This is a genomic window from Lysinibacillus sp. FW12, assembly GCF_050817245.1.
GTDB classification, from domain to species: Bacteria; Bacillota; Bacilli; order Bacillales_A; family Planococcaceae; genus Lysinibacillus; species Lysinibacillus irui.
Genome location: NZ_CP139094.1, coordinates 4,162,908 through 4,181,182, shown reverse-complemented (window position 1 = coordinate 4,181,182; position 18,275 = coordinate 4,162,908). Strand labels below are relative to the sequence as shown.

The following is an 18,275-nucleotide window of genomic DNA, read 5'->3' as shown; positions in this document are numbered from 1 at the left end:
TATCGTAAAAACTTCAATGAAAACCCCAATAATGTATTATATTTTGAAAAAGACTGGAGTTGTGCATATGTCTGCATTGACAATCGCTCAATTAGAAAACATGACGTTAAAAGAGCTTTACGCCCTTGCACGCCAATATAAAATTTCATATTATAGCAAGCTAACGAAAAAAGAATTAATATTTGCTATTTTGAAAACGCGTTCAGAGCAAGAGGGCTATTTCTTTATGGAAGGCGTACTAGAAATTGTTTCGCAAGAGGGCTTTGGCTTCCTTCGACCAATCAACTACTCTCCAAGTAAAGAAGATATTTATATTTCTGCATCCCAAATACGTCGCTTTGATCTACGTAATGGGGACAAGGTGTCAGGAAAGGTGCGCCCACCAAAGGAAAATGAGCGCTATTATGGCCTATTACAAGTAGATGCTGTTAATGGCGAAGATCCTGAAGTGGCGAAAGAACGTGTTCATTTCCCTGCATTAACACCTTTATATCCGAATCGACAAATTAAGCTAGAAACAACACAACGTAATTTATCGACACGTATCATGGATTTAGTTGCACCTGTGGGCTTTGGCCAACGTGGTTTAATCGTTGCACCACCAAAGGCGGGGAAAACATCTTTATTAAAAGAAATCGCGAACGCCATTACAACCAATCATCCTGAAGCAGAGTTAATTGTCTTACTGATTGATGAACGTCCTGAGGAAGTTACAGATATTGAACGTTCTGTCAATGCAGATGTTGTCAGCTCAACTTTCGATGAAGTGCCAGAGAACCATGTAAAAGTGGCAGAGATTGTATTAGAACGTGCACGACGTTTAGTGGAGCATAAGCGTGATGTCATTATTCTAATGGACTCAATTACACGTTTAGCGCGCGCTTATAACCTAGTAATTCCACCAAGTGGACGTACACTTTCAGGTGGTATTGATCCGGCGGCTTTCCATAGACCGAAACGTTTCTTTGGTTCAGCTCGAAATATTGAAGAAGGCGGTAGCTTAACGATTTTAGCAACAGCTTTAGTCGATACGGGTTCACGGATGGACGAAGTAATTTATGAAGAATTTAAGGGAACAGGTAATTTAGAGCTCCATCTTGATCGTCAGCTTGCAGAGCGCCGTATTTTCCCTGCGCTTGATATTCGTCGTTCAGGTACACGTAAAGAAGAGCTTCTTCTTGAGCCAGAGCAACTTGAAAAGCTATGGGCTATTCGTAAAACGTTTTCAGATGCGCCTGATTTTGCAGAGCGCTTCCTGAAAAAAATACGTACAACAAAATCGAATGAAGAATTTTTTGAAAAACTTAACGAAGATATGAAGAAAGCAACAAAGGGTAAGGGGCTTTTATAAAATAGCAATCACCATTGACAAGAAATCGTCAATGGTGATTTTTTTGTATTTTAAAAGATTGTTGATATTGATAATCATTATCAATATACTGGAGCTATAACAACTGTTGAAAGGAGACGAAGATGAACTATGATGCCTACATGCTTCTTTGGCAAAATACATTCCTTCAAGTGAAGCATATCGAATACATAAATAAAGCAGAAGTCCGAATATCAAAAGTATTAACCTCTAGCACATTTCTTATTGTCACAGCAGGCGATGCACAGGTTGTTATTGATGAACAGCCTTATCATGTACAACGCTTCACTATTTTTCACATCGGAAAATCTCAATGTCTTCAGATTACTGCGCAGCATAGAGTTAGTTACTTTCTTATAGGTTATAAAGGCAGTGTCATGTACAGAGATGCTTTTTTACAGCATTTACAAATACAATACCAACCTTTTCAAACATGCTTTTCTTGTGTACCTGCGAACCCAATCATCATTCACAACATTCTTCAGGATATGTATAGTAAATGGAATTCTGGCTCTATTCAAGAGCATCTATCAGTTAAAGCTTCGATGTATGAGTTTATTTATCTTATATTTCATGAAATGGCTGATGGACAAGGCACTCCACATGAAGTGGATAAAGCTGAAGTAGCACACTTGTATATTAAACAACATCTTCATCAACCATTATCTGTGCAAACATTAGCAGATATGCTTCATATCAGTACGCGTCATCTTTTACGTATTTTTAAAGCTCGTTTTGGGGTGGGACCACAAATTTATTTACAGCAAATGAGAATAGAGCAAGCAAAAAAATACTTGCTGACCCATCATTATGGCATAAAAGAAATTGCTATTTCACTAGGTTTTGAAGATGAATACTATTTTAGTCGAGCATTTAAAAAGGCGACAAATATGGCACCAAGCAGTTTTAGGCTGAAATATGCAAGTTCTATGTCCGAAATTGCCATTACAAATGAGAATCGTTTTCAATACAATAAGAATCAGCTCGCGCAAGCAAAACGATTTGAGAATGGAGAAAATGAATTCATGAGGCAAAAGATGATTCAGCATATCAAAATATCTTTTTTATTAAGCTTGCTAGTTTTATTAGCAGCATGCAATGAAGATACTAGTCAAACTAAAGAGGAGCAACAAACACCGACACCACTTACTCCAGAGACTAGAATTGTGATGGATGATAGTGGACGCAAAGTAGAAATTCCGATGAGAGCAGAGAGAATCGTAACAGATTGGTATCTTGGTCAAATTTTAGCGTTAGATATTGTACCCGTAGGAGGAGTAACGGCTAACCTCGATTATGCTGCCTTTTTAAAGCAACATTACAAGAATGGGGAAATTACCAATATTGGTACGGATGGTAAGGTGTCATTAGAAAAGGTTTTGGAGTTAAAACCAGATTTAATCATTACATGGAATCCAGAAGATGTAGAGAAGTTCGAGAAAATTGCACCAACCCTTGTATTCGCTGAAGATGCTCATCCATCAGCAACTGAAGAAATTAAGGCGATGGGTAATTTTTTAGGAAGACAGGACGAGGCTGAAACATTTACAAAAGAATTTGAAGATCGTATAGCAAAAGCGAAGCAAAAAATTAATGATGTGATTCCAGATGGAGCAACATTTACTATTTTTGAAATGTTTCAAAAAAATGCATCAGTTGTTGGAAATTCAGGCGTATCAGGCGGTAGAGCACTCTATCAAATCTTGGAAATGAAACCTCAAGGAAAGGTGCAAGAGTTATATGATTCAAAGGAAGCGAGTGGTGGGCGTTATGAGATTTCCTATGAGGTAGTAGGAGACTTTGTAGGTGACTATAACTTCATGATTAACTTCTTTTACAAAGATAAGAAGTTACCGGCCACATGGGTAAATTTAAACATTGTAAAAAATAATCAAATACTAGAGCTTCCATCTGAATTTTATTTTGCTTCTGATCCGCTTTCTGGCTTACATCAAGCTGAGGAACTGGCTGACAAAATAGCTAACTTTACGAAGGCTCAGCAACAATAATTGTGAAAACTGGGAGCTATCTGTATAAAACAGATAGCTCGTTTATTAGATTGGGCGAATGATATCGCAAGAGGAGGCAGCAACAATGTTATTACAGCGTTTTTTTTCCTATTATAAGCCCTACAAAGGTTTATTTATTTTAGATTTTAGTTGTGCGATTTTAGTGGCATTAATCGAGCTAGCATTTCCGATTGTATTAAATAAAGTAATTGATGATATTCTCCCTGATGGAGAAATGAAGTGGATTATTATGGCAAGCTTATTGCTGTTTGCCTTATACATCTTCAACTCCATTTTACATTTTATCGTATCGTATTGGGGACATATGCTGGGAATAAATATTGAAACAGATATGAGAAAGGAATCCTTTAGTCATGTGCAAAAACTTTCCTTTAGGTATTTTGATAATAATAAAACAGGACATCTAGTTTCTCGCTTAACGAACGATTTAATGGATATTGGTGAGCTTGCTCACCATGGTCCAGAGGATATCTTTATTGCGGCAATGACGATTATTGGGACATTCGGTGTCATGTTCTATATTGATCCAACTTTTACGATTCTCATTTTCTTACTTGTACCTATCATCTTAATTTTGACGATAATTTTTGGGAAATTAATGTCTAAAGCATTCCGCCAGATGTTTGGGGATATAGCAGATTTCAATGCTCGCGTTGAAAATAATGTCAGTGGCATTCGTGTTGTACAAGCCTTTACCAACGAAGAGCATGAGATTCAACGTTTTAAAGTAAATAATGAAAGATTCCGTATGACTAAGTTGTTTTCTTATAAAGTTATGGCTTGGAATGAAGCCATTTCAGGCATTCTCACGAAGGTTTTATCATTATTTACATTATTTGTTGGAGCATTTTTTGTATTAAATGGCCATTTAACTAACGGTGATTTCATCGCATTTATTTTACTTTCAGGTATCCTTTTAGGGCCAATAAACAAAATTAATATGTTTATAGAAAGCTATCCAAAAGGCATGGCAGGATTTAGACGCTATATTGAATTCCTTGAAACAGAGCCTGAAATAGCAGATCGTCCAGAGGCAAAAGCAATCAATGAAATTGAAGGAGAAATTATATTCAAGGATGTCTCGTTTGGCTACACAGATAATTATCGTGCTTTACAGCTAATGAACTTAAGGGTTCGCCCTGGTGAAACAGTGGCACTCGTAGGACCCTCGGGTGCAGGGAAATCTACAATTTGCAGTTTATTACCTCGGTTTTATGAAGTAAATGAAGGCTCTATTAAAATTGATGGCATTGATATCCGTGATTTTAAACTGCAATCGTTGCGTTCGCATATAGGGATTGTCCAACAGGATGTCTTTTTATTTGATGGCACTATTCGTGAAAACATTGCCTATGGTAATTTACATGCGAATGAAGAAGATATTTGGAATGCAGCACAACGAGCACAGCTTACCGATGTCATCCAAACTCTTCCTGAGGGAATGGATACATTGATTGGTGAGCGTGGTGTGAAACTATCAGGCGGGCAGAAGCAAAGATTATCGATCGCTCGTATGTTTTTGAAGAACCCCGAAATTTTAATATTAGATGAAGCAACATCAGCATTGGATACAGAGACTGAACAAGCTATCCAGCAAGCGTTAAATGAGCTAGCCATTGGACGTACTACATTAGTAATTGCCCATCGTTTAGCAACGATTAAAGATGCAGACAGAATTGTAGTTGTCACGAAAAAGGGTATTGTTGAAGAAGGTACACATGAGCAATTAATGGAACGAAAAAATGCTTACTATGGCTTGTATACAGCTCAATTTGGTTTACAAATATAAGGGTGATAGTGCGCTCGAAAAAGAAAGGAAGTTAAAAATGGCAGTACTAGAAATAGATCGTGTTGCGATAGGTTATCCCTCAGCGCTCATCGTCAATGATTTAAGTGTGAAGATTCCTAAAGAACAAATCTCCACAATTATTGGTCCAAATGGTTGTGGTAAATCTACTTTATTAAAAGCTGTAGCCCGTGTACTTCGAACACAAAATGGAGCAATCTATTTAGATGGCAAAGCTATTCACCAATTAAAGACAAAAGAAGTAGCGAAAAGGATGGCTATTTTACCTCAAACGGCAACAGCACCAGGAGGGTTAACGGTTTTTGAGTTAGTATCATACGGTCGTTTTCCACACCAAGTAGGATTTAGGAATTTACACAAGGAAGACTATGAATATATCCATTGGGCAATTGATGCTACAGGGCTGAGAGAATATAGTGATCGACCCATTGAAGCATTGTCAGGTGGTCAGCGCCAAAGAGTATGGATTGCCATGGCATTGGCACAAGGCACAGATATTTTAGTACTAGATGAACCAACAACTTATTTAGATTTAGCACATCAGCTTGATATTTTATTGCTGCTTCAAAAGCTAAATAAAGAAGAACGACGAACAATTATCATGGTATTGCACGATTTGAATCATGCTTCCCGTTTCTCGCATTTTCTGATGGCCATGAGAGAGGGCAATTTAATCGTGAATGGCAGTCCAAAAGAAGTGATGACAAAAGAAAATTTACAAACCGTTTTCAATATCGACGCAGAAATGGCTGTTTGTCCATTTAGTAAAAATCCAATTTGCTTATCTTATCAGCTGCACGACATGAAGGTATAAAATTTGAGGAGGAAATAGTATGACTACGTCGACAGAAGTAGGGGAGCTCAACGAAATACAAAAGCTCCAGAAACGATCTCATCCGATCCGTGGAGCAGTAGCCCTAATTGTTGGAATAATTGGATTAATATTTACCATCGTTTTATCGATTTCCTTTGGTGCTGCGGATATTTCATTGGGTACTATTTGGACGGCAGTTACCCAATATTCCCCTGGATTAACAACACATCAAGTTATTCATGATATTCGCTTACCTCGCGTACTTGGAGCTGCATTAGTGGGCGCGAGCTTTGCAGTAGCAGGGGCGATCATGCAAGGGATGACACGCAACCCGTTAGCAGACTCGGGATTACTAGGCTTAAATTCAGGAGCTGCCTTGATGCTAGCAATATGCTTTGCCTTTTTCCCTGGTCTACCTTATATGTATTTAATTTTATGGTCCTTTGTAGGAGCAGGTCTTGGCGTTCTCATTGTTTATGGAATTGGCTCACTGTCTAATGGTGGCTTAACACCAATGCGACTTGTTCTAGCTGGAGCTGCTGTCAGTACATTGCTTGGCGCACTAGGGGAAGGGATTGCTCTTTACTATCGCATTGGACAAAATCTAGCTTTTTGGTATGCGGGTGGGGTTTCGGGCACAAAATGGAGTCATCTACAGATTTTATCTCCATGGATACTTATCGCCATGATTGGTGCACTTACTCTATCACGTTCGATTACTGTGCTGAGCTTAGGCGAAGAAATTGCTGTTGGACTTGGGCAACGTACGGCTGCTGTAAAAGTATGGGGAATGATGATTGTTTTAATTTTAGCAGGAGCCGCAGTTTCTGTTTTAGGGGCAGTTGGTTTTGTAGGATTAATTATCCCTCATTTAACAAGATACATAGTAGGTCATGATTATCGTTGGATTATTTCCTGCTCAATCCTATATGGGGCATTGCTTGTAGTACTAGCTGATCTTATAGCACGTATGCTCAACCCACCATACGAAACACCTGTTGGCGCGCTTATTGCCTTTATCGGTGTACCTTTTTTCCTGTATTTAGCACGTAAGGGAGGAAAAGAACTATGAGTAATTGCTATTTAACACCAAGTCAAATTAAGTTAAAAAGAAAAAATATCTCCATTATGGTGATACTGATAGTTTTAATCTTCATTACCTTTATTATTAGTATGAATACTGGTGTCATTAAGCTAACACCTTTGGATATTTTGTGGACGCTTTTAGGACAAGGAGATGCACAACAACAAGTAATTTTATTTGAGTTCAGGCTACCTAGAATCGTCATTGCTGTATTCGTAGAGATGGGCTTAGCAATTTCAGGAGCTATTTTACAAGGTGTTTCAAAAAATGCTTTAGCAGATCCAGGGATACTAGGAATTAATGCTGGTGCAGGCCTGGCTGTCATGCTCTATGTATCATTTTTTCCTATTACAAAAGCAGCGCCTGTTTATTTACTACCAGTATTGGCTTTTATAGGGGCAGGTTTAACTGCGGTTATCATTTATACACTTTCTTATAGAAGGCATGAAGGTATTACACCGATGCGCTTAATTTTAACTGGGGTAGCAGTAGCGGCAGGGATTAGCTCTGCTATGATTGTACTAACATTACGTCTGTCACCAGAAAATTATCAATTTGTAGCAACATGGCTAGCAGGGAGCATTTGGGGTTCAAATTGGCTATTTGTGTTTTCATTGTTACCTTGGCTAGTTATTTTATTGCCTTTTGTTTTTGTAAAAGCAACGGTATTAAATGTTTTGAATTTAGGTGAATTAACAACTGTGGGGCTTGGGGCATCCATAGAAAAAGAGCGTCGTTGGTTGTTAGTAGCTGCTGTTGGCTTAGCAGGTGCTAGTGTTTCCGTAAGTGGAGGGATTGGTTTCGTAGGGCTGATCGCACCACATTTAGCTCGACAGCTTGTTGGAGCTAAGCATCAGTTTTTACTACCAACCGCAGCACTGTTAGGAGGCTTTCTAGTTTTAATGGCGGATACGGTTGGTCGTTCTATTTTAGAACCATCAGAAATTCCAACTGGGATTGTAGTAGCTGTTATAGGTGCGCCGTATTTCTTGTATTTGTTGGCAAGATTGAAGGAATAAATATGATTACACAATATTGCTTCAAAGTACGAGATGAAAAATAGTGTTAGTAGACTGTGATTATCGAGAATCTCGAGAATAGGAATAACCAGAAGTGTTGTTTTTAATATTTTTTTCTTGAAAAGAATAATTCGACTATGCTATACTTCATAGGTATGTAACGTGTACATATATAGCTGATGTTTCGCTCATATTCGGGCTATGTAAGGTACAGTTCGATAATACTCTGTTCCAGATGGTTCAGGGCGAGAGGAGAAAACGAATATGAAACAAGGAATTCATCCAGACTACAAAGAAGCAACAGTAACTTGCTCTTGTGGGAACACTTTCAAAACTGGTTCAGTAAAAGAAAACATCGTTGTCGAGTTCTGCAACGAATGTCACCCATTCTATACTGGCCGTCAAAAATTCGCGTCTGCTGATGGTCGCGTGGATCGTTTCAACAAAAAATACGGTCTTAAAAACTAATGTTAGTTTAATACCTGCCAAGCATGCGCTTGGCAGGTATTTTTTTCAGAAAATAAACACGTTGATGCAAGTCTTTTCAAAATCCAGATTGAAATGAAGAAAGGGAGAAGACAAAATGGCACAGCTATATTTTAAACATGGTGCAATGAATAGTGGGAAATCGATAGAAATTCTAAAAGTTGCCCATAATTATGAAGAACAGCAGAAGCCTGTGATGATGTTTACTTCAGGTTTAGATACACGTGATGAGGTTGGCTTTGTTTCAAGTCGAGTAGGATTACGACAACAGGCCATTCCTGTATATGAGGATACAAACATTTTCGAACTAGTTAAAAATAATGTCGTCAAGCCATATTGTGTGCTTGTAGATGAAGTTCAATTTCTAAAAAAAGCCCATGTTTTACAACTAGCTAATATTGTGGATCAATTGGACATCCCTGTGATGGGCTTTGGATTAAAAAATGATTTTCAAAATGAGCTATTTGAAGGTAGCCAATACATGCTTACATATGCAGATAAAATTGAGGAAATGAAAACAATTTGCTGGTTCTGTCATAAAAAGGCGACAATGAATTTACGAGTAGATGAAAGCGGTAAGCCAGTCTACACAGGGGATCAAATTCAAATCGGTGGGAATGACTCGTATTATCCCGTTTGCCGAAAATGTCACGCACATCCATCACTATAAAGCATGTGACCACGCTAAGAAAAAGTAGCATACATGCGAAAATTTCCTTATACTAAGTAGTGGAAATAAGAAATGTAAATTAGCCATTACGCCTAAGCGTCATTTTGATTGTAGCTGCTTCTCCTTAAAGAAGGAGCTTCTTAAAAAACTAAATAGAGGTGAAATCCATGTTTGATCGATTACAAGCAGTGGAAGATCGCTATGAAAGGCTAACAGAGCTTTTGAGCGATCCAGATATTGTTAATGACAGTAAGAAATTACGTGAATATTCTAAAGAACAATCAGATATCCAAGAAACAGTGGATACTTATCGTGAATATAAAAGTGTTAAAGAGCAGTTAGTGGATACACGTGAAATGTTAGATAGCGAAAAAGATCCTGATATGCATGAAATGGTGAAGGAAGAATTTAACCTATTAAAAGCACAGCAGGAAGAGCTAGAAGAACGTTTACGTATTTTATTAATTCCAAAAGATCCGAATGATAATAAGAACGTTATTATGGAAATTCGTGGTGCAGCTGGTGGTGACGAAGCTAATATCTTTGCGGGTGATTTGTTCCGTATGTATTCTCGCTATGCAGAAACACAAGGCTGGAAAATTGATATTATGGAAGCTACACCGAACCCAATGGGCGGCTATAAAGAAGTAATCTTTATGATAAACGGACAAGGAGCCTATTCAAAATTCAAATTTGAAAATGGTGCCCACCGTGTACAACGCGTCCCTGCTACAGAGTCACAAGGTCGTATTCATACATCGACAGCAACAGTAGCGTGCTTACCTGAAGTTGAAGAAGTAGATGTTGAGATCCATGAAAAAGATATTCGTGTAGATACATTTGCGTCTTCAGGTGCAGGTGGTCAATCCGTAAATACAACGATGTCTGCTGTTCGTATGACCCATTTACCAACAGGTGTGGTAGTTTCAATGCAGGATGAACGTTCACAAATTAAAAACCGTGAGAAAGCGATGAAAATTCTACGTGCCCGCGTTGCAGATATGTATATGCAAGAGGCGCAAAAGGAAATTGATGCTACACGTAAATCTGCTGTTGGCTCAGGTGACCGCTCTGAGCGAATCCGCACATACAATTATCCACAAAACCGTGTAACAGACCACCGTATCGGTTTAACGATTCAAAAGCTTGATCAAATCGTTGAAGGTAGACTAGACGAAATTATCGATGCACTTATTTTAGAAGAGCAAGCATCGAAGTTAGAGCGATTAAATGATGACCTATAAAAATGTGATGGAGGCCCTTGAGTGGGCTTCTTCTTTTTTAGTGGATAACGGTCGTGAGCAAACAGCAGCGCGTATTGTCATGCAACATGTACTGGGTACTAGTTATTCAGAGGTCATGTTACATTTACAGGAAGAATTAACAGCGGAGCAGCAAGAGACATTTAAAGCACTTCTAGAAGAACATGTAAGTGGGCGTCCAGTTCAATATTGTGTTGGTAGTGAGGAATTTTATGGTCGTTCCTTTTTAGTTGATGAATCGGTCCTAATTCCTCGCCCTGAAACAGAGGAATTAGTACTCGGAACAATCAATCGCTTGCCAAAACTTTTTCAACATCAAACATTGAAGCTAGCCGATATCGGTACGGGCAGTGGAGCCATTGCCATTTCAATGAAGCTAGAATGTCCAGAGTTAACGATTATTGCCACAGATTTATCAGAGGATGCATTAGCTACCGCACAAAAAAATGCCCAGCGCTTAGAGGCGGATATTGATTTCAGATTGGGCGATTTAACCGCTCCGCTTGCAGGAGAGAAATTCGATATTGTTTTATCCAATCCACCGTATATCGCCTTTGATGAAGCGCAGGAAATGTCGAGTGTTGTGCTTGAGCATGAGCCGCATAGTGCGCTATTTGCGGAGGAAGACGGTCTTATTTTATATAGAAAATTAGCTGAACAATTACCCTTTTATATGAATAGCCCAGCATTAATAGGTTTAGAAATCGGTTATACACAAGGAGAAAAAGTAGCTAAATTCTTTCAAGATAGTTTTCCACAGGCTACAGTTTCAATAGAAAAAGATATTAATGGTAAACCTCGAATGATTTTTTGTGAGATTCATGTATAAAGTTTCTTGAACTTGCCAACAATGTTGAGCAAGGAGGGATTTTTATGTTAAACGAATACAAGATTATTAGATTACCTAAACAAAATATCTTTCTAGCTTTTGCTAGATTAGTAGTAGTGGCGATTGCTTTGCAACTATGTATTTTATATATTCCATCATTAGTAGGCTTTGCAAAGGAAGCTATGAATGATGAGCAAGAAAAGGATTTTCGTATACGCATTATTGCAAACAGTAATACGACACAAGATCAGCGAGAGAAAGAGCAGCTTGCGGAAGATTTAAAGCCTTACTTTATGCAAGTTGCCACTGCTGGATTTGCAGGGAATGAGCAAATTCTTTCTTTAAAACAACAAATCGAAACAGAATTGAATGAAAATTATCCACAGATGGATACACAAGTTGTAGTTGGGGATAACTTATTTCCACCGAAAAGACAAGGTGCTGTTCTATATCCACAGAATGTGTATCATTCCATTGTCGTTAAGATTGGTGATGCGCGTGGGGATAACTGGTGGTGCAGCATCTTCCCATCCATTTGTGAGCCAGAAAAAGAAGAAGTAAAAGTGGAAGAGTCCGAAGAAAAAGAGCAAGTAACATTCTTTATATGGGAATGGATTAAAGGACTTTTTGAATGAATTGTGCACAAATTCAGATAACTTATACACATTTTTTAATAAGTTATAAACAATTTGTGGATAATTCAGTAAAAAACAATAATTGAAGGTAGGTTGTAATCATGGAAACTGTTTGCAAGGTTGTGGACAGTAATGTGAATAGTCAGATTAATTATACACAAGCTGTGGATATCTTAAATGCAGGAGAAGTAGTAGCATTTCCGACAGAAACGGTTTATGGCCTAGGAGCAGTTGCGACAAATGATCTGGCAGTTAAAAAAATATTTGAAGCGAAAGGACGCCCTTCAGATAATCCTTTGATTGTGCATGTTGGTACAAAAGAAGAAGTAGAGATTTATATCGAGCATATTTCAGAAGTAGCTAAACAATGCATGGATTTATTTTGGCCTGGACCGTTAACGCTTGTGATGCCAGCGAAGCCCAACGTCTTAGCTAAAAGTGTCACAGTTGGATTATCAACAGTCGGCATTCGAATGCCTGATCATCCAGTAGCGCTTGCTTTATTACAACAACTTAAAAAACCTCTTGCAGCGCCAAGTGCTAATCGTAGTGGTAAACCAAGTCCTACAGAAGCAGTCCATGTTTTAGATGATTTGGGAGGGTACATACCTTATATTTTAGATGGAGGCTCTACAGGCATAGGTTTTGAATCTACTGTGCTAGATGTTACACATGAGCCACCAGTCATTTTACGTCCAGGTGGCATTACAAAGGAAATGCTTGAGGCTAAGATTGGTCCTGTTATTCAACCGAACAAAGTTGAGCAGAAGTTAGACACAACTCCTAAGGCACCAGGAATGAAATATACACATTATGCACCGAATGCTCCTGTCTATTTAATAGACTGCCAATTGGAGAAAGTTAGGGAAGCGGTTAAGCAACTGCAGCACGAAGGCCATGCCGTAGCTCTACTTGCACCAGCTAATTTTGAAAATAGTGAGGCTGATTTTTACTTCTCTATTGGAGAAATGGGCAGTAAACAAGAAATGGGAGCCGCATTATACAATGCACTAAGAGCATGTGATAAAACAACCGCTACCATTATATTAGCAACAACAACCTCAACAGAAGGCGTAGGAGCAGCCATTATGAATCGACTGGAAAAAGCCTCTGGAGGTAAATGGTATTCATCTAAATAACAATGATTCAATTACGTTAGCGACAAAAGACATTGAAAATTTCATGTGTTTTGTCCTTTTTTTGTTCATATAAGAAATTCTATAAGAGGCAATTATGATAATAATGTATTTGCTAGCATAAAATGATAAAATATTAGGGAGCGAAGGAGTGCGTTCTTGCAGGGAATTCTTGCAGGTATATTAACGTCTGTTGATGTGATTGGTCTATATGTTTTGCTGCCAAATGTTAGGTATCGCTTATTTTTATCACTATGGACGGCTGCATTGCATATGCTTTTTCCATTATTAGGATTTGAATTAGGGAGTTATTTAGTACGTTTTCTTTTAGAATGGGGACAATGGATTTCAAGTATTTTATTATTTTGTATTGGTATGCATTTACTATTATTCTCTCATCGAGATGAAAAAGTAACGATTTCTCCAGTACTTTTAGCTGTGACTGCAAGCCTAGATACCTTTTCAGTTAGTGTTTCTTTTGGTATGCTTAACTTAGAAAAAACAATTTTTATCATGAGTGCAGGGTTAAGTGCTCTAATTTGTGCTTATGGGTCATTAGTCATTGCACGTAGAAGCCAAGTCTTTTTTGGTAATAAAATTCAAATAGTTGCTGGGATTATATTCATCATCATGGGTATTCTAGCTATTCAACAATAGATCAAACTGGAGAGTGATAAGTGTGAAAATATTATTTGTTTGTACAGGCAATACTTGTCGCAGTCCAATGGCAGAAGTCATTTTAAAACATAAACAAGTAGACAATGTAGAAGTACGATCAGCAGGTATTTATGCAATGCCAAATGCACACATGTCAGCACATGCGCAACAAGTACTAAATGAAGCCCAAATGTCACATCAACATTTAGCAACTCAATTATCATTTGCTGAAATAGAGTGGGCTGACTTGATTTTGACAATGACATCTGCTCATAAAGACACCGTCATTTCTAATTATCCAGGATCCGAATATAAAGTGTATACATTGAAAGAGTATACAAATGAAGGTAGTCTCGAAAATGTAGTAGATCCTTATGGGGGCAATAAAGCAATATATGAAGCAACATTTGCAGAATTAAAGGAATTGATTGATCAACTAATTAAAAAACTAGAAAAGAATTGAGGGGCCCTATGAAAAAACAATTTGGTTTACGACTTAAATTAGTGTTGTTTGTTAGTGTTCTTGCATTAATTACCTACAGTGTCAGTTTTATATTCATTGAGTTTTTACAACCGACTTTTTTCCCTGAAACTAATGGAAAATTGTTTCAAGTGATTACTTACACATTAGGTATTATATGGTCAGGTATATTGGCTGCTATTTTTAGTGTGATTTTAATCAAACCTTTACAGCAGCTTGAGCATTCTGCAACTCTTGTGGCAGAAGGGAAAATTGGACAGGATGTGCAAATGCCTAGAACAAATGATGAAATTCGATCAGTAGCAGAGGCCTTCCAACTAATGGTGTTAAATTTACGTCAAATGGTGGAAAGTATTGATCATAACTTCCAACAAACAAATCAGTCCATTATTCAACTCTCTGATGAGGCAGGAGTGGCGACAAAAAAGGCAGAAGGTATTGCCTCTACAGTGAAGCATATTTCTGCTGGTGCAGAAGCATCTGCAACAGCGGTACAAGATACTGCTGAAGCAATTGAGGATGTACGAGCACTTGCGACTGAAGTAAATAGTAGAGCAGAGGCATCCGCATCGCAATCAAAAGAGATCCTACATAATTTAACGACAACAACAAAAGCCATCGAAACACTAGTAAATAGTATCCAGCAAATTGCAACGGGTAATAATGAAGCATTAAAAAGCATTCATGCATTAGAAGAAAATGCTGGCCAAGTAGAACGCATTATTAGCTTAGTCGGAGACATTGCGGCACAAACAAATTTATTAGCATTAAACGCCTCAATCGAAGCAGCACGTGCAGGAGAGCATGGAAAGGGCTTTGCGGTAGTAGCGGAAGAAGTACGTGGTTTAGCTGATGAAAGTGCGAAAGCAGTCCAAGGCATTACAGCTTTAATCCAGTCCATGCAGCAAAATGTAGAAGTAGTTGTTAAACAAATGAACGAACAAGTGGCTTTTGCAACAAAGGAAGCTGATCGTGTTTCTGAAACAACGACAGCAGTAGAAGGAATGGCATCTAATGTCCATGAAATGGCGACAGCAATTGTTGAGATTTCTACTTTAATTGAACAGCAAATGCATAATATTGAAACGACAGCACGACAATCACAGGAAGTCGCAGCCATAGCAGAAGAAACATCAGCGGGAGCACAAGAAGTTCGAAGTGCTGCTGAAGAGCAAGCCCATGCAATTGAACAGGTTGAACATCTTGCGCAAAGTTTAAAAAAGCAATCAGAAGCATTGCATAAAATGATTCAACAATTTGATAGACAAGCATAGTCCTATGGGCTATACATAATTGCGATGAAAATCGGATTATGTATAGTCTTTTTTTCTTCCCTTTTGTCAGTAGTAAACTTCTATCTAAAAGTCGCCTTTATGTCCACTGTAAGTAAAAAGCTGAAAAAACTTTAGTAGATGGAATATTACAACAAAAGACTGTTATCCGAACTTATTAACACGATATTCACATTATCCACAGAAAAATAGGTTTAAAAGTGAATATTTTTATGTTAATATACAATAAACGTTCGTCTTTCGTGGGAAATCAACGTAAAAATACTAGAAAAATCATGTTATTATTCGAAAAGAAGTGGTACACTAAGGTTGACTATAATTCGAAAAGAGGGAACCCAGTGAGAATAGCAATTTCTTCTGATCACGGAGGCAATAACTTACGTCGTGAGATTATGCAGCTATTAGATGAACTTCAAATTAGCTACGAAGATTTTGGTCCACAATCTGCGGATTCAGTAGACTATCCAGATTACGCAAAACCAGTTTCAGAGGGTGTTGCTAATGGAGAATTTGATAAAGGAATTTTAATTTGTGGTACAGGAATTGGTATGTCCATTGCTGCAAATAAAGTGAAAGGCATTCGTTGTGCATTAGTGCATGATGTATTTAGTGCCAAGGCAACACGTTGCCATAATGATTCAAATATTTTAGCGATGGGTGAACGCGTCATTGGTCCGGGCCTTGCAAGAGAAATTGCACAAACTTGGCTAGAGACAGATTTCGAAGGTGGCCGTCATGCACGCCGCATTGAAAAAATTACAGAACTAGAGCAATAAAGATTTATTATTCCGTGAATGGCATTCGGAAAGGATGTCATTCATGGCATGATTTTAATGAATATAGATGAAGGAGCTGAGCTTAATGGTTGTAAAACAAATACGAACGCATTTGACTCAGTTACTCAGTGAATTTGAAGAGCAAGTCACTTTACGACCCCATACAATTTTTGTCGTAGGATGCTCTACATCTGAAGTGATTGGTCAGAAAATTGGCACAGCGGGTGCATTGGAAATAGCTGAAGCCATTTACGAGCCGTTACAAGAATTTGCATCAAAACACCAGCTATATTTAGCATTCCAAGGTTGTGAACATATTAACCGTGCTATTACGATGGAGGCATCAGCAGCTGAAAAGTTTGGCTATGATCCAGTAGCGGTAGTCCCAATACGTACGGCAGGTGGGTCAATGTCCGCTTATGCCTACACAAGATTTGCAAGCCCAGTGGTTGTGGAAACAGTCCAGGCACATGCTGGTATTGATATTGGACAAACATTAATTGGTATGCATTTAAAAGCGGTAGCTGTTCCAGTTCGAACATCAGTAAAAATGGTGGGCGAAGCAGTTGTCACAATTGCTACAACACGTCCGAAGCTAATTGGCGGAGAACGTGCAGTATATAAATAATTACCACTTTTATCTGTGGTATAGATAAACGATACTTTAGGAGGCTTTTTCTAACATGGCATATGAAAAATTAGCAGTACAAGACAAAGCAGTATTAGATGGAATTCTTGCAGAGAAAAAACGTCAACAAGCAAATATTGAATTGATTGCATCAGAAAACTTTGTATCAGAAGCAGTTATGGAAGCGCAAGGCTCTGTACTGACAAATAAATACGCTGAAGGCTATCCGGGTAAACGTTACTATGGTGGATGTGAACATGTAGACGTTGTAGAAGATATCGCGCGTGACCGTGTGAAAGAAATCTTTGGTGCGGAATATGCAAACGTCCAACCTCACTCAGGTGCGCAGGCAAATATGGCTGTGTACCACACAATTTTAGAACCAGGTGACACGGTTCTTGGTATGAACCTTTCTCATGGTGGTCACTTAACACACGGATCACCAGTAAACTTCTCTGGTATTCTATACAATTTTGTGGAATACGGTGTAACAAAAGATACGCAAGTAATTGATTATGAAGATGTACGTCAAAAGGCATTAGAACATAAGCCAAAACTTATTGTTGCAGGTGCTTCAGCTTATCCACGTGAAATCGATTTCTCTAAATTCCGTGAAATAGCAGACGAAGTAGGCGCATATTTCATGGTTGATATGGCGCACATTGCTGGTCTAGTTGCGGCTGGCGAACACCAATCACCAGTGCCATATGCTGATTTTGTTACATCAACAACACATAAAACATTACGTGGACCTCGTGGTGGACTAATTCTTGCTTCAAAAGAATGGGAGCAAAAACTAAATAAATCTGTTTTCCCTGGTATACAAGGTGGTCCATTAATGCATGTTATTGCAGCTAAAGCTGTAGCATTTGGCGAAGCATTACAACCAGAATTTAAAGACTATGCGAAGCAAATTAAAGCGAATGCAAAAGCGTTAGCTGAAGTTCTAATTGCTGAAGGTGTTGAAATTGTATCTGGTGGTACAGATAACCACTTATTACTACTTAATGTTAAATCTCTTGGTTTAACAGGTAAAGTTGCTGAGCATGCACTAGATGAAGTAGGTATTACAACGAATAAAAACACGATTCCTTACGATACTGAATCTCCATTTGTTACTTCTGGTATTCGTATTGGTACGCCAGCTGTTACTTCTCGTGGCTTTAAAGAGGAAGATATGAAAGAAGTTGGAGAAATTATTGCAGCTGTTCTAAAAAATCCTGAAGATGAGGCAGTTAAAGCGGAAGCAAAAGAGCGCGTGAAAGCATTAACAGATAAACATCCATTATACGCATAATAT

18 protein-coding genes are annotated in these 18,275 nt (G+C 38.2%); all 18 read left to right on the top strand.

Annotation, left to right across the window (positions count from 1 at the left end; translation table 11 throughout):
• The first annotated feature begins 67 nt into the window (after positions 1–67).
• The 18 genes from rho to glyA all read left to right on the top strand — a co-directional run bounded on the left by rho (position 68) and on the right by glyA (position 18,272).
• Complete coding sequence (gene rho / locus SJW71_RS21450; RefSeq protein ID WP_274795537.1) at positions 68–1,351, top strand: transcription termination factor Rho; 1,284 nt, start codon at positions 68–70, stop codon at positions 1,349–1,351.
• A 122-nt stretch (positions 1,352–1,473) separates the two neighbouring features.
• Entirely contained in the window at positions 1,474–3,378 is a 1,905-nt protein-coding gene (locus tag SJW71_RS21445; RefSeq protein WP_431811523.1) for a helix-turn-helix domain-containing protein, read from the top strand.
• 85 nt (positions 3,379–3,463) lie between these two features.
• Positions 3,464–5,188 carry an ABC transporter ATP-binding protein gene (locus SJW71_RS21440; protein ID WP_407132757.1) on the top strand — a complete coding sequence of 575 codons (1,725 nt, stop codon included), beginning with the start codon at positions 3,464–3,466 and terminating at the stop codon, positions 5,186–5,188.
• A 37-nt stretch (positions 5,189–5,225) separates the two neighbouring features.
• Positions 5,226–6,020 carry an ABC transporter ATP-binding protein gene (locus tag SJW71_RS21435; protein WP_274795541.1) on the top strand — a complete coding sequence of 265 codons (795 nt, stop codon included), beginning with the start codon at positions 5,226–5,228 and terminating at the stop codon, positions 6,018–6,020.
• A gap of 19 nt (positions 6,021–6,039) precedes the next feature.
• Positions 6,040–7,092 carry a FecCD family ABC transporter permease gene (locus SJW71_RS21430; protein WP_431811522.1) on the top strand — a complete coding sequence of 351 codons (1,053 nt, stop codon included), beginning with the start codon at positions 6,040–6,042 and terminating at the stop codon, positions 7,090–7,092.
• On the top strand, positions 7,089–8,123 hold the full coding sequence (locus SJW71_RS21425) for a FecCD family ABC transporter permease (protein WP_431811521.1): 1,035 nt from the start codon (positions 7,089–7,091) through the stop codon (positions 8,121–8,123). The genes SJW71_RS21430 and SJW71_RS21425 overlap by 4 nt, the downstream gene beginning before the upstream one ends.
• Positions 8,124–8,387: 264 nt before the next feature.
• A complete protein-coding gene (gene rpmE / locus SJW71_RS21420; protein ID WP_004269457.1) occupies positions 8,388–8,591 on the top strand; it encodes a 50S ribosomal protein L31 in 204 nt (67 codons plus the stop codon).
• A 115-nt stretch (positions 8,592–8,706) separates the two neighbouring features.
• The gene (locus tag SJW71_RS21415) at positions 8,707–9,279 is read left to right on the top strand and encodes a thymidine kinase (protein ID WP_274795545.1); all 573 of its coding nucleotides are present in this window, start codon (positions 8,707–8,709) and stop codon (positions 9,277–9,279) included.
• Between the two features lie 167 nt (positions 9,280–9,446).
• On the top strand, positions 9,447–10,523 hold the full coding sequence (prfA, locus tag SJW71_RS21410) for a peptide chain release factor 1 (protein ID WP_004269459.1): 1,077 nt from the start codon (positions 9,447–9,449) through the stop codon (positions 10,521–10,523).
• Positions 10,510–11,370 (top strand): peptide chain release factor N(5)-glutamine methyltransferase, encoded by an 861-nt coding sequence (prmC, locus tag SJW71_RS21405; RefSeq protein ID WP_322611257.1) that lies wholly within the window; start codon positions 10,510–10,512, stop codon positions 11,368–11,370. The genes prfA and prmC overlap by 14 nt, the downstream gene beginning before the upstream one ends.
• A gap of 44 nt (positions 11,371–11,414) precedes the next feature.
• Entirely contained in the window at positions 11,415–12,005 is a 591-nt protein-coding gene (locus tag SJW71_RS21400; RefSeq protein ID WP_274795547.1) for a stage II sporulation protein R, read from the top strand.
• Between the two features lie 101 nt (positions 12,006–12,106).
• On the top strand, positions 12,107–13,144 hold the full coding sequence (locus SJW71_RS21395) for an L-threonylcarbamoyladenylate synthase (RefSeq protein WP_431811520.1): 1,038 nt from the start codon (positions 12,107–12,109) through the stop codon (positions 13,142–13,144).
• Between the two features lie 156 nt (positions 13,145–13,300).
• The gene (locus tag SJW71_RS21390; protein ID WP_274795549.1) at positions 13,301–13,798 is read left to right on the top strand and encodes a manganese efflux pump MntP; all 498 of its coding nucleotides are present in this window, start codon (positions 13,301–13,303) and stop codon (positions 13,796–13,798) included.
• Positions 13,799–13,820: 22 nt separating this feature from the next.
• Positions 13,821–14,261, top strand: coding sequence for a low molecular weight protein arginine phosphatase (locus SJW71_RS21385; protein WP_322604788.1), 441 nt, complete (start codon positions 13,821–13,823; stop codon positions 14,259–14,261).
• An 8-nt stretch (positions 14,262–14,269) separates the two neighbouring features.
• Positions 14,270–15,553, top strand: a complete 1,284-nt coding sequence (locus tag SJW71_RS21380; RefSeq protein ID WP_274795551.1) for a methyl-accepting chemotaxis protein — start codon at positions 14,270–14,272, stop codon at positions 15,551–15,553.
• Positions 15,554–15,909: 356 nt separating this feature from the next.
• The gene (rpiB, locus tag SJW71_RS21375; RefSeq protein ID WP_274795552.1) at positions 15,910–16,347 is read left to right on the top strand and encodes a ribose 5-phosphate isomerase B; all 438 of its coding nucleotides are present in this window, start codon (positions 15,910–15,912) and stop codon (positions 16,345–16,347) included.
• 85 nt (positions 16,348–16,432) lie between these two features.
• Positions 16,433–16,975: a TIGR01440 family protein gene (locus SJW71_RS21370; protein WP_274795553.1), complete on the top strand. Its 543-nt coding sequence runs from the start codon at positions 16,433–16,435 to the stop codon at positions 16,973–16,975.
• Between the two features lie 55 nt (positions 16,976–17,030).
• On the top strand, positions 17,031–18,272 hold the full coding sequence (gene glyA, locus SJW71_RS21365) for a serine hydroxymethyltransferase (protein ID WP_274795554.1): 1,242 nt from the start codon (positions 17,031–17,033) through the stop codon (positions 18,270–18,272).
• Positions 18,273–18,275 lie beyond the last annotated feature (3 nt).

Bases quoted from the DNA above. Each gene is read 5' to 3' on its own strand.
- rho (WP_274795537.1), top strand. From the start codon at position 68: ATGTCTGCATTGACAATCGCTCAATTAGAAAACATGACGTTAAAAGAG.
- SJW71_RS21445 (WP_431811523.1), top strand. From the start codon at position 1,474: ATGAACTATGATGCCTACATGCTTCTTTGGCAAAATACATTCCTTCAA.
- SJW71_RS21440 (WP_407132757.1), top strand. From the start codon at position 3,464: ATGTTATTACAGCGTTTTTTTTCCTATTATAAGCCCTACAAAGGTTTA.
- SJW71_RS21435 (WP_274795541.1), top strand. From the start codon at position 5,226: ATGGCAGTACTAGAAATAGATCGTGTTGCGATAGGTTATCCCTCAGCG.
- SJW71_RS21430 (WP_431811522.1), top strand. From the start codon at position 6,040: ATGACTACGTCGACAGAAGTAGGGGAGCTCAACGAAATACAAAAGCTC.
- SJW71_RS21425 (WP_431811521.1), top strand. From the start codon at position 7,089: ATGAGTAATTGCTATTTAACACCAAGTCAAATTAAGTTAAAAAGAAAA.
- rpmE (WP_004269457.1), top strand. From the start codon at position 8,388: ATGAAACAAGGAATTCATCCAGACTACAAAGAAGCAACAGTAACTTGC.
- SJW71_RS21415 (WP_274795545.1), top strand. From the start codon at position 8,707: ATGGCACAGCTATATTTTAAACATGGTGCAATGAATAGTGGGAAATCG.
- prfA (WP_004269459.1), top strand. From the start codon at position 9,447: ATGTTTGATCGATTACAAGCAGTGGAAGATCGCTATGAAAGGCTAACA.
- prmC (WP_322611257.1), top strand. From the start codon at position 10,510: ATGATGACCTATAAAAATGTGATGGAGGCCCTTGAGTGGGCTTCTTCT.
- SJW71_RS21400 (WP_274795547.1), top strand. From the start codon at position 11,415: ATGTTAAACGAATACAAGATTATTAGATTACCTAAACAAAATATCTTT.
- SJW71_RS21395 (WP_431811520.1), top strand. From the start codon at position 12,107: ATGGAAACTGTTTGCAAGGTTGTGGACAGTAATGTGAATAGTCAGATT.
- SJW71_RS21380 (WP_274795551.1), top strand. From the start codon at position 14,270: ATGAAAAAACAATTTGGTTTACGACTTAAATTAGTGTTGTTTGTTAGT.
- SJW71_RS21370 (WP_274795553.1), top strand. From the start codon at position 16,433: ATGGTTGTAAAACAAATACGAACGCATTTGACTCAGTTACTCAGTGAA.
- glyA (WP_274795554.1), top strand. From the start codon at position 17,031: ATGGCATATGAAAAATTAGCAGTACAAGACAAAGCAGTATTAGATGGA.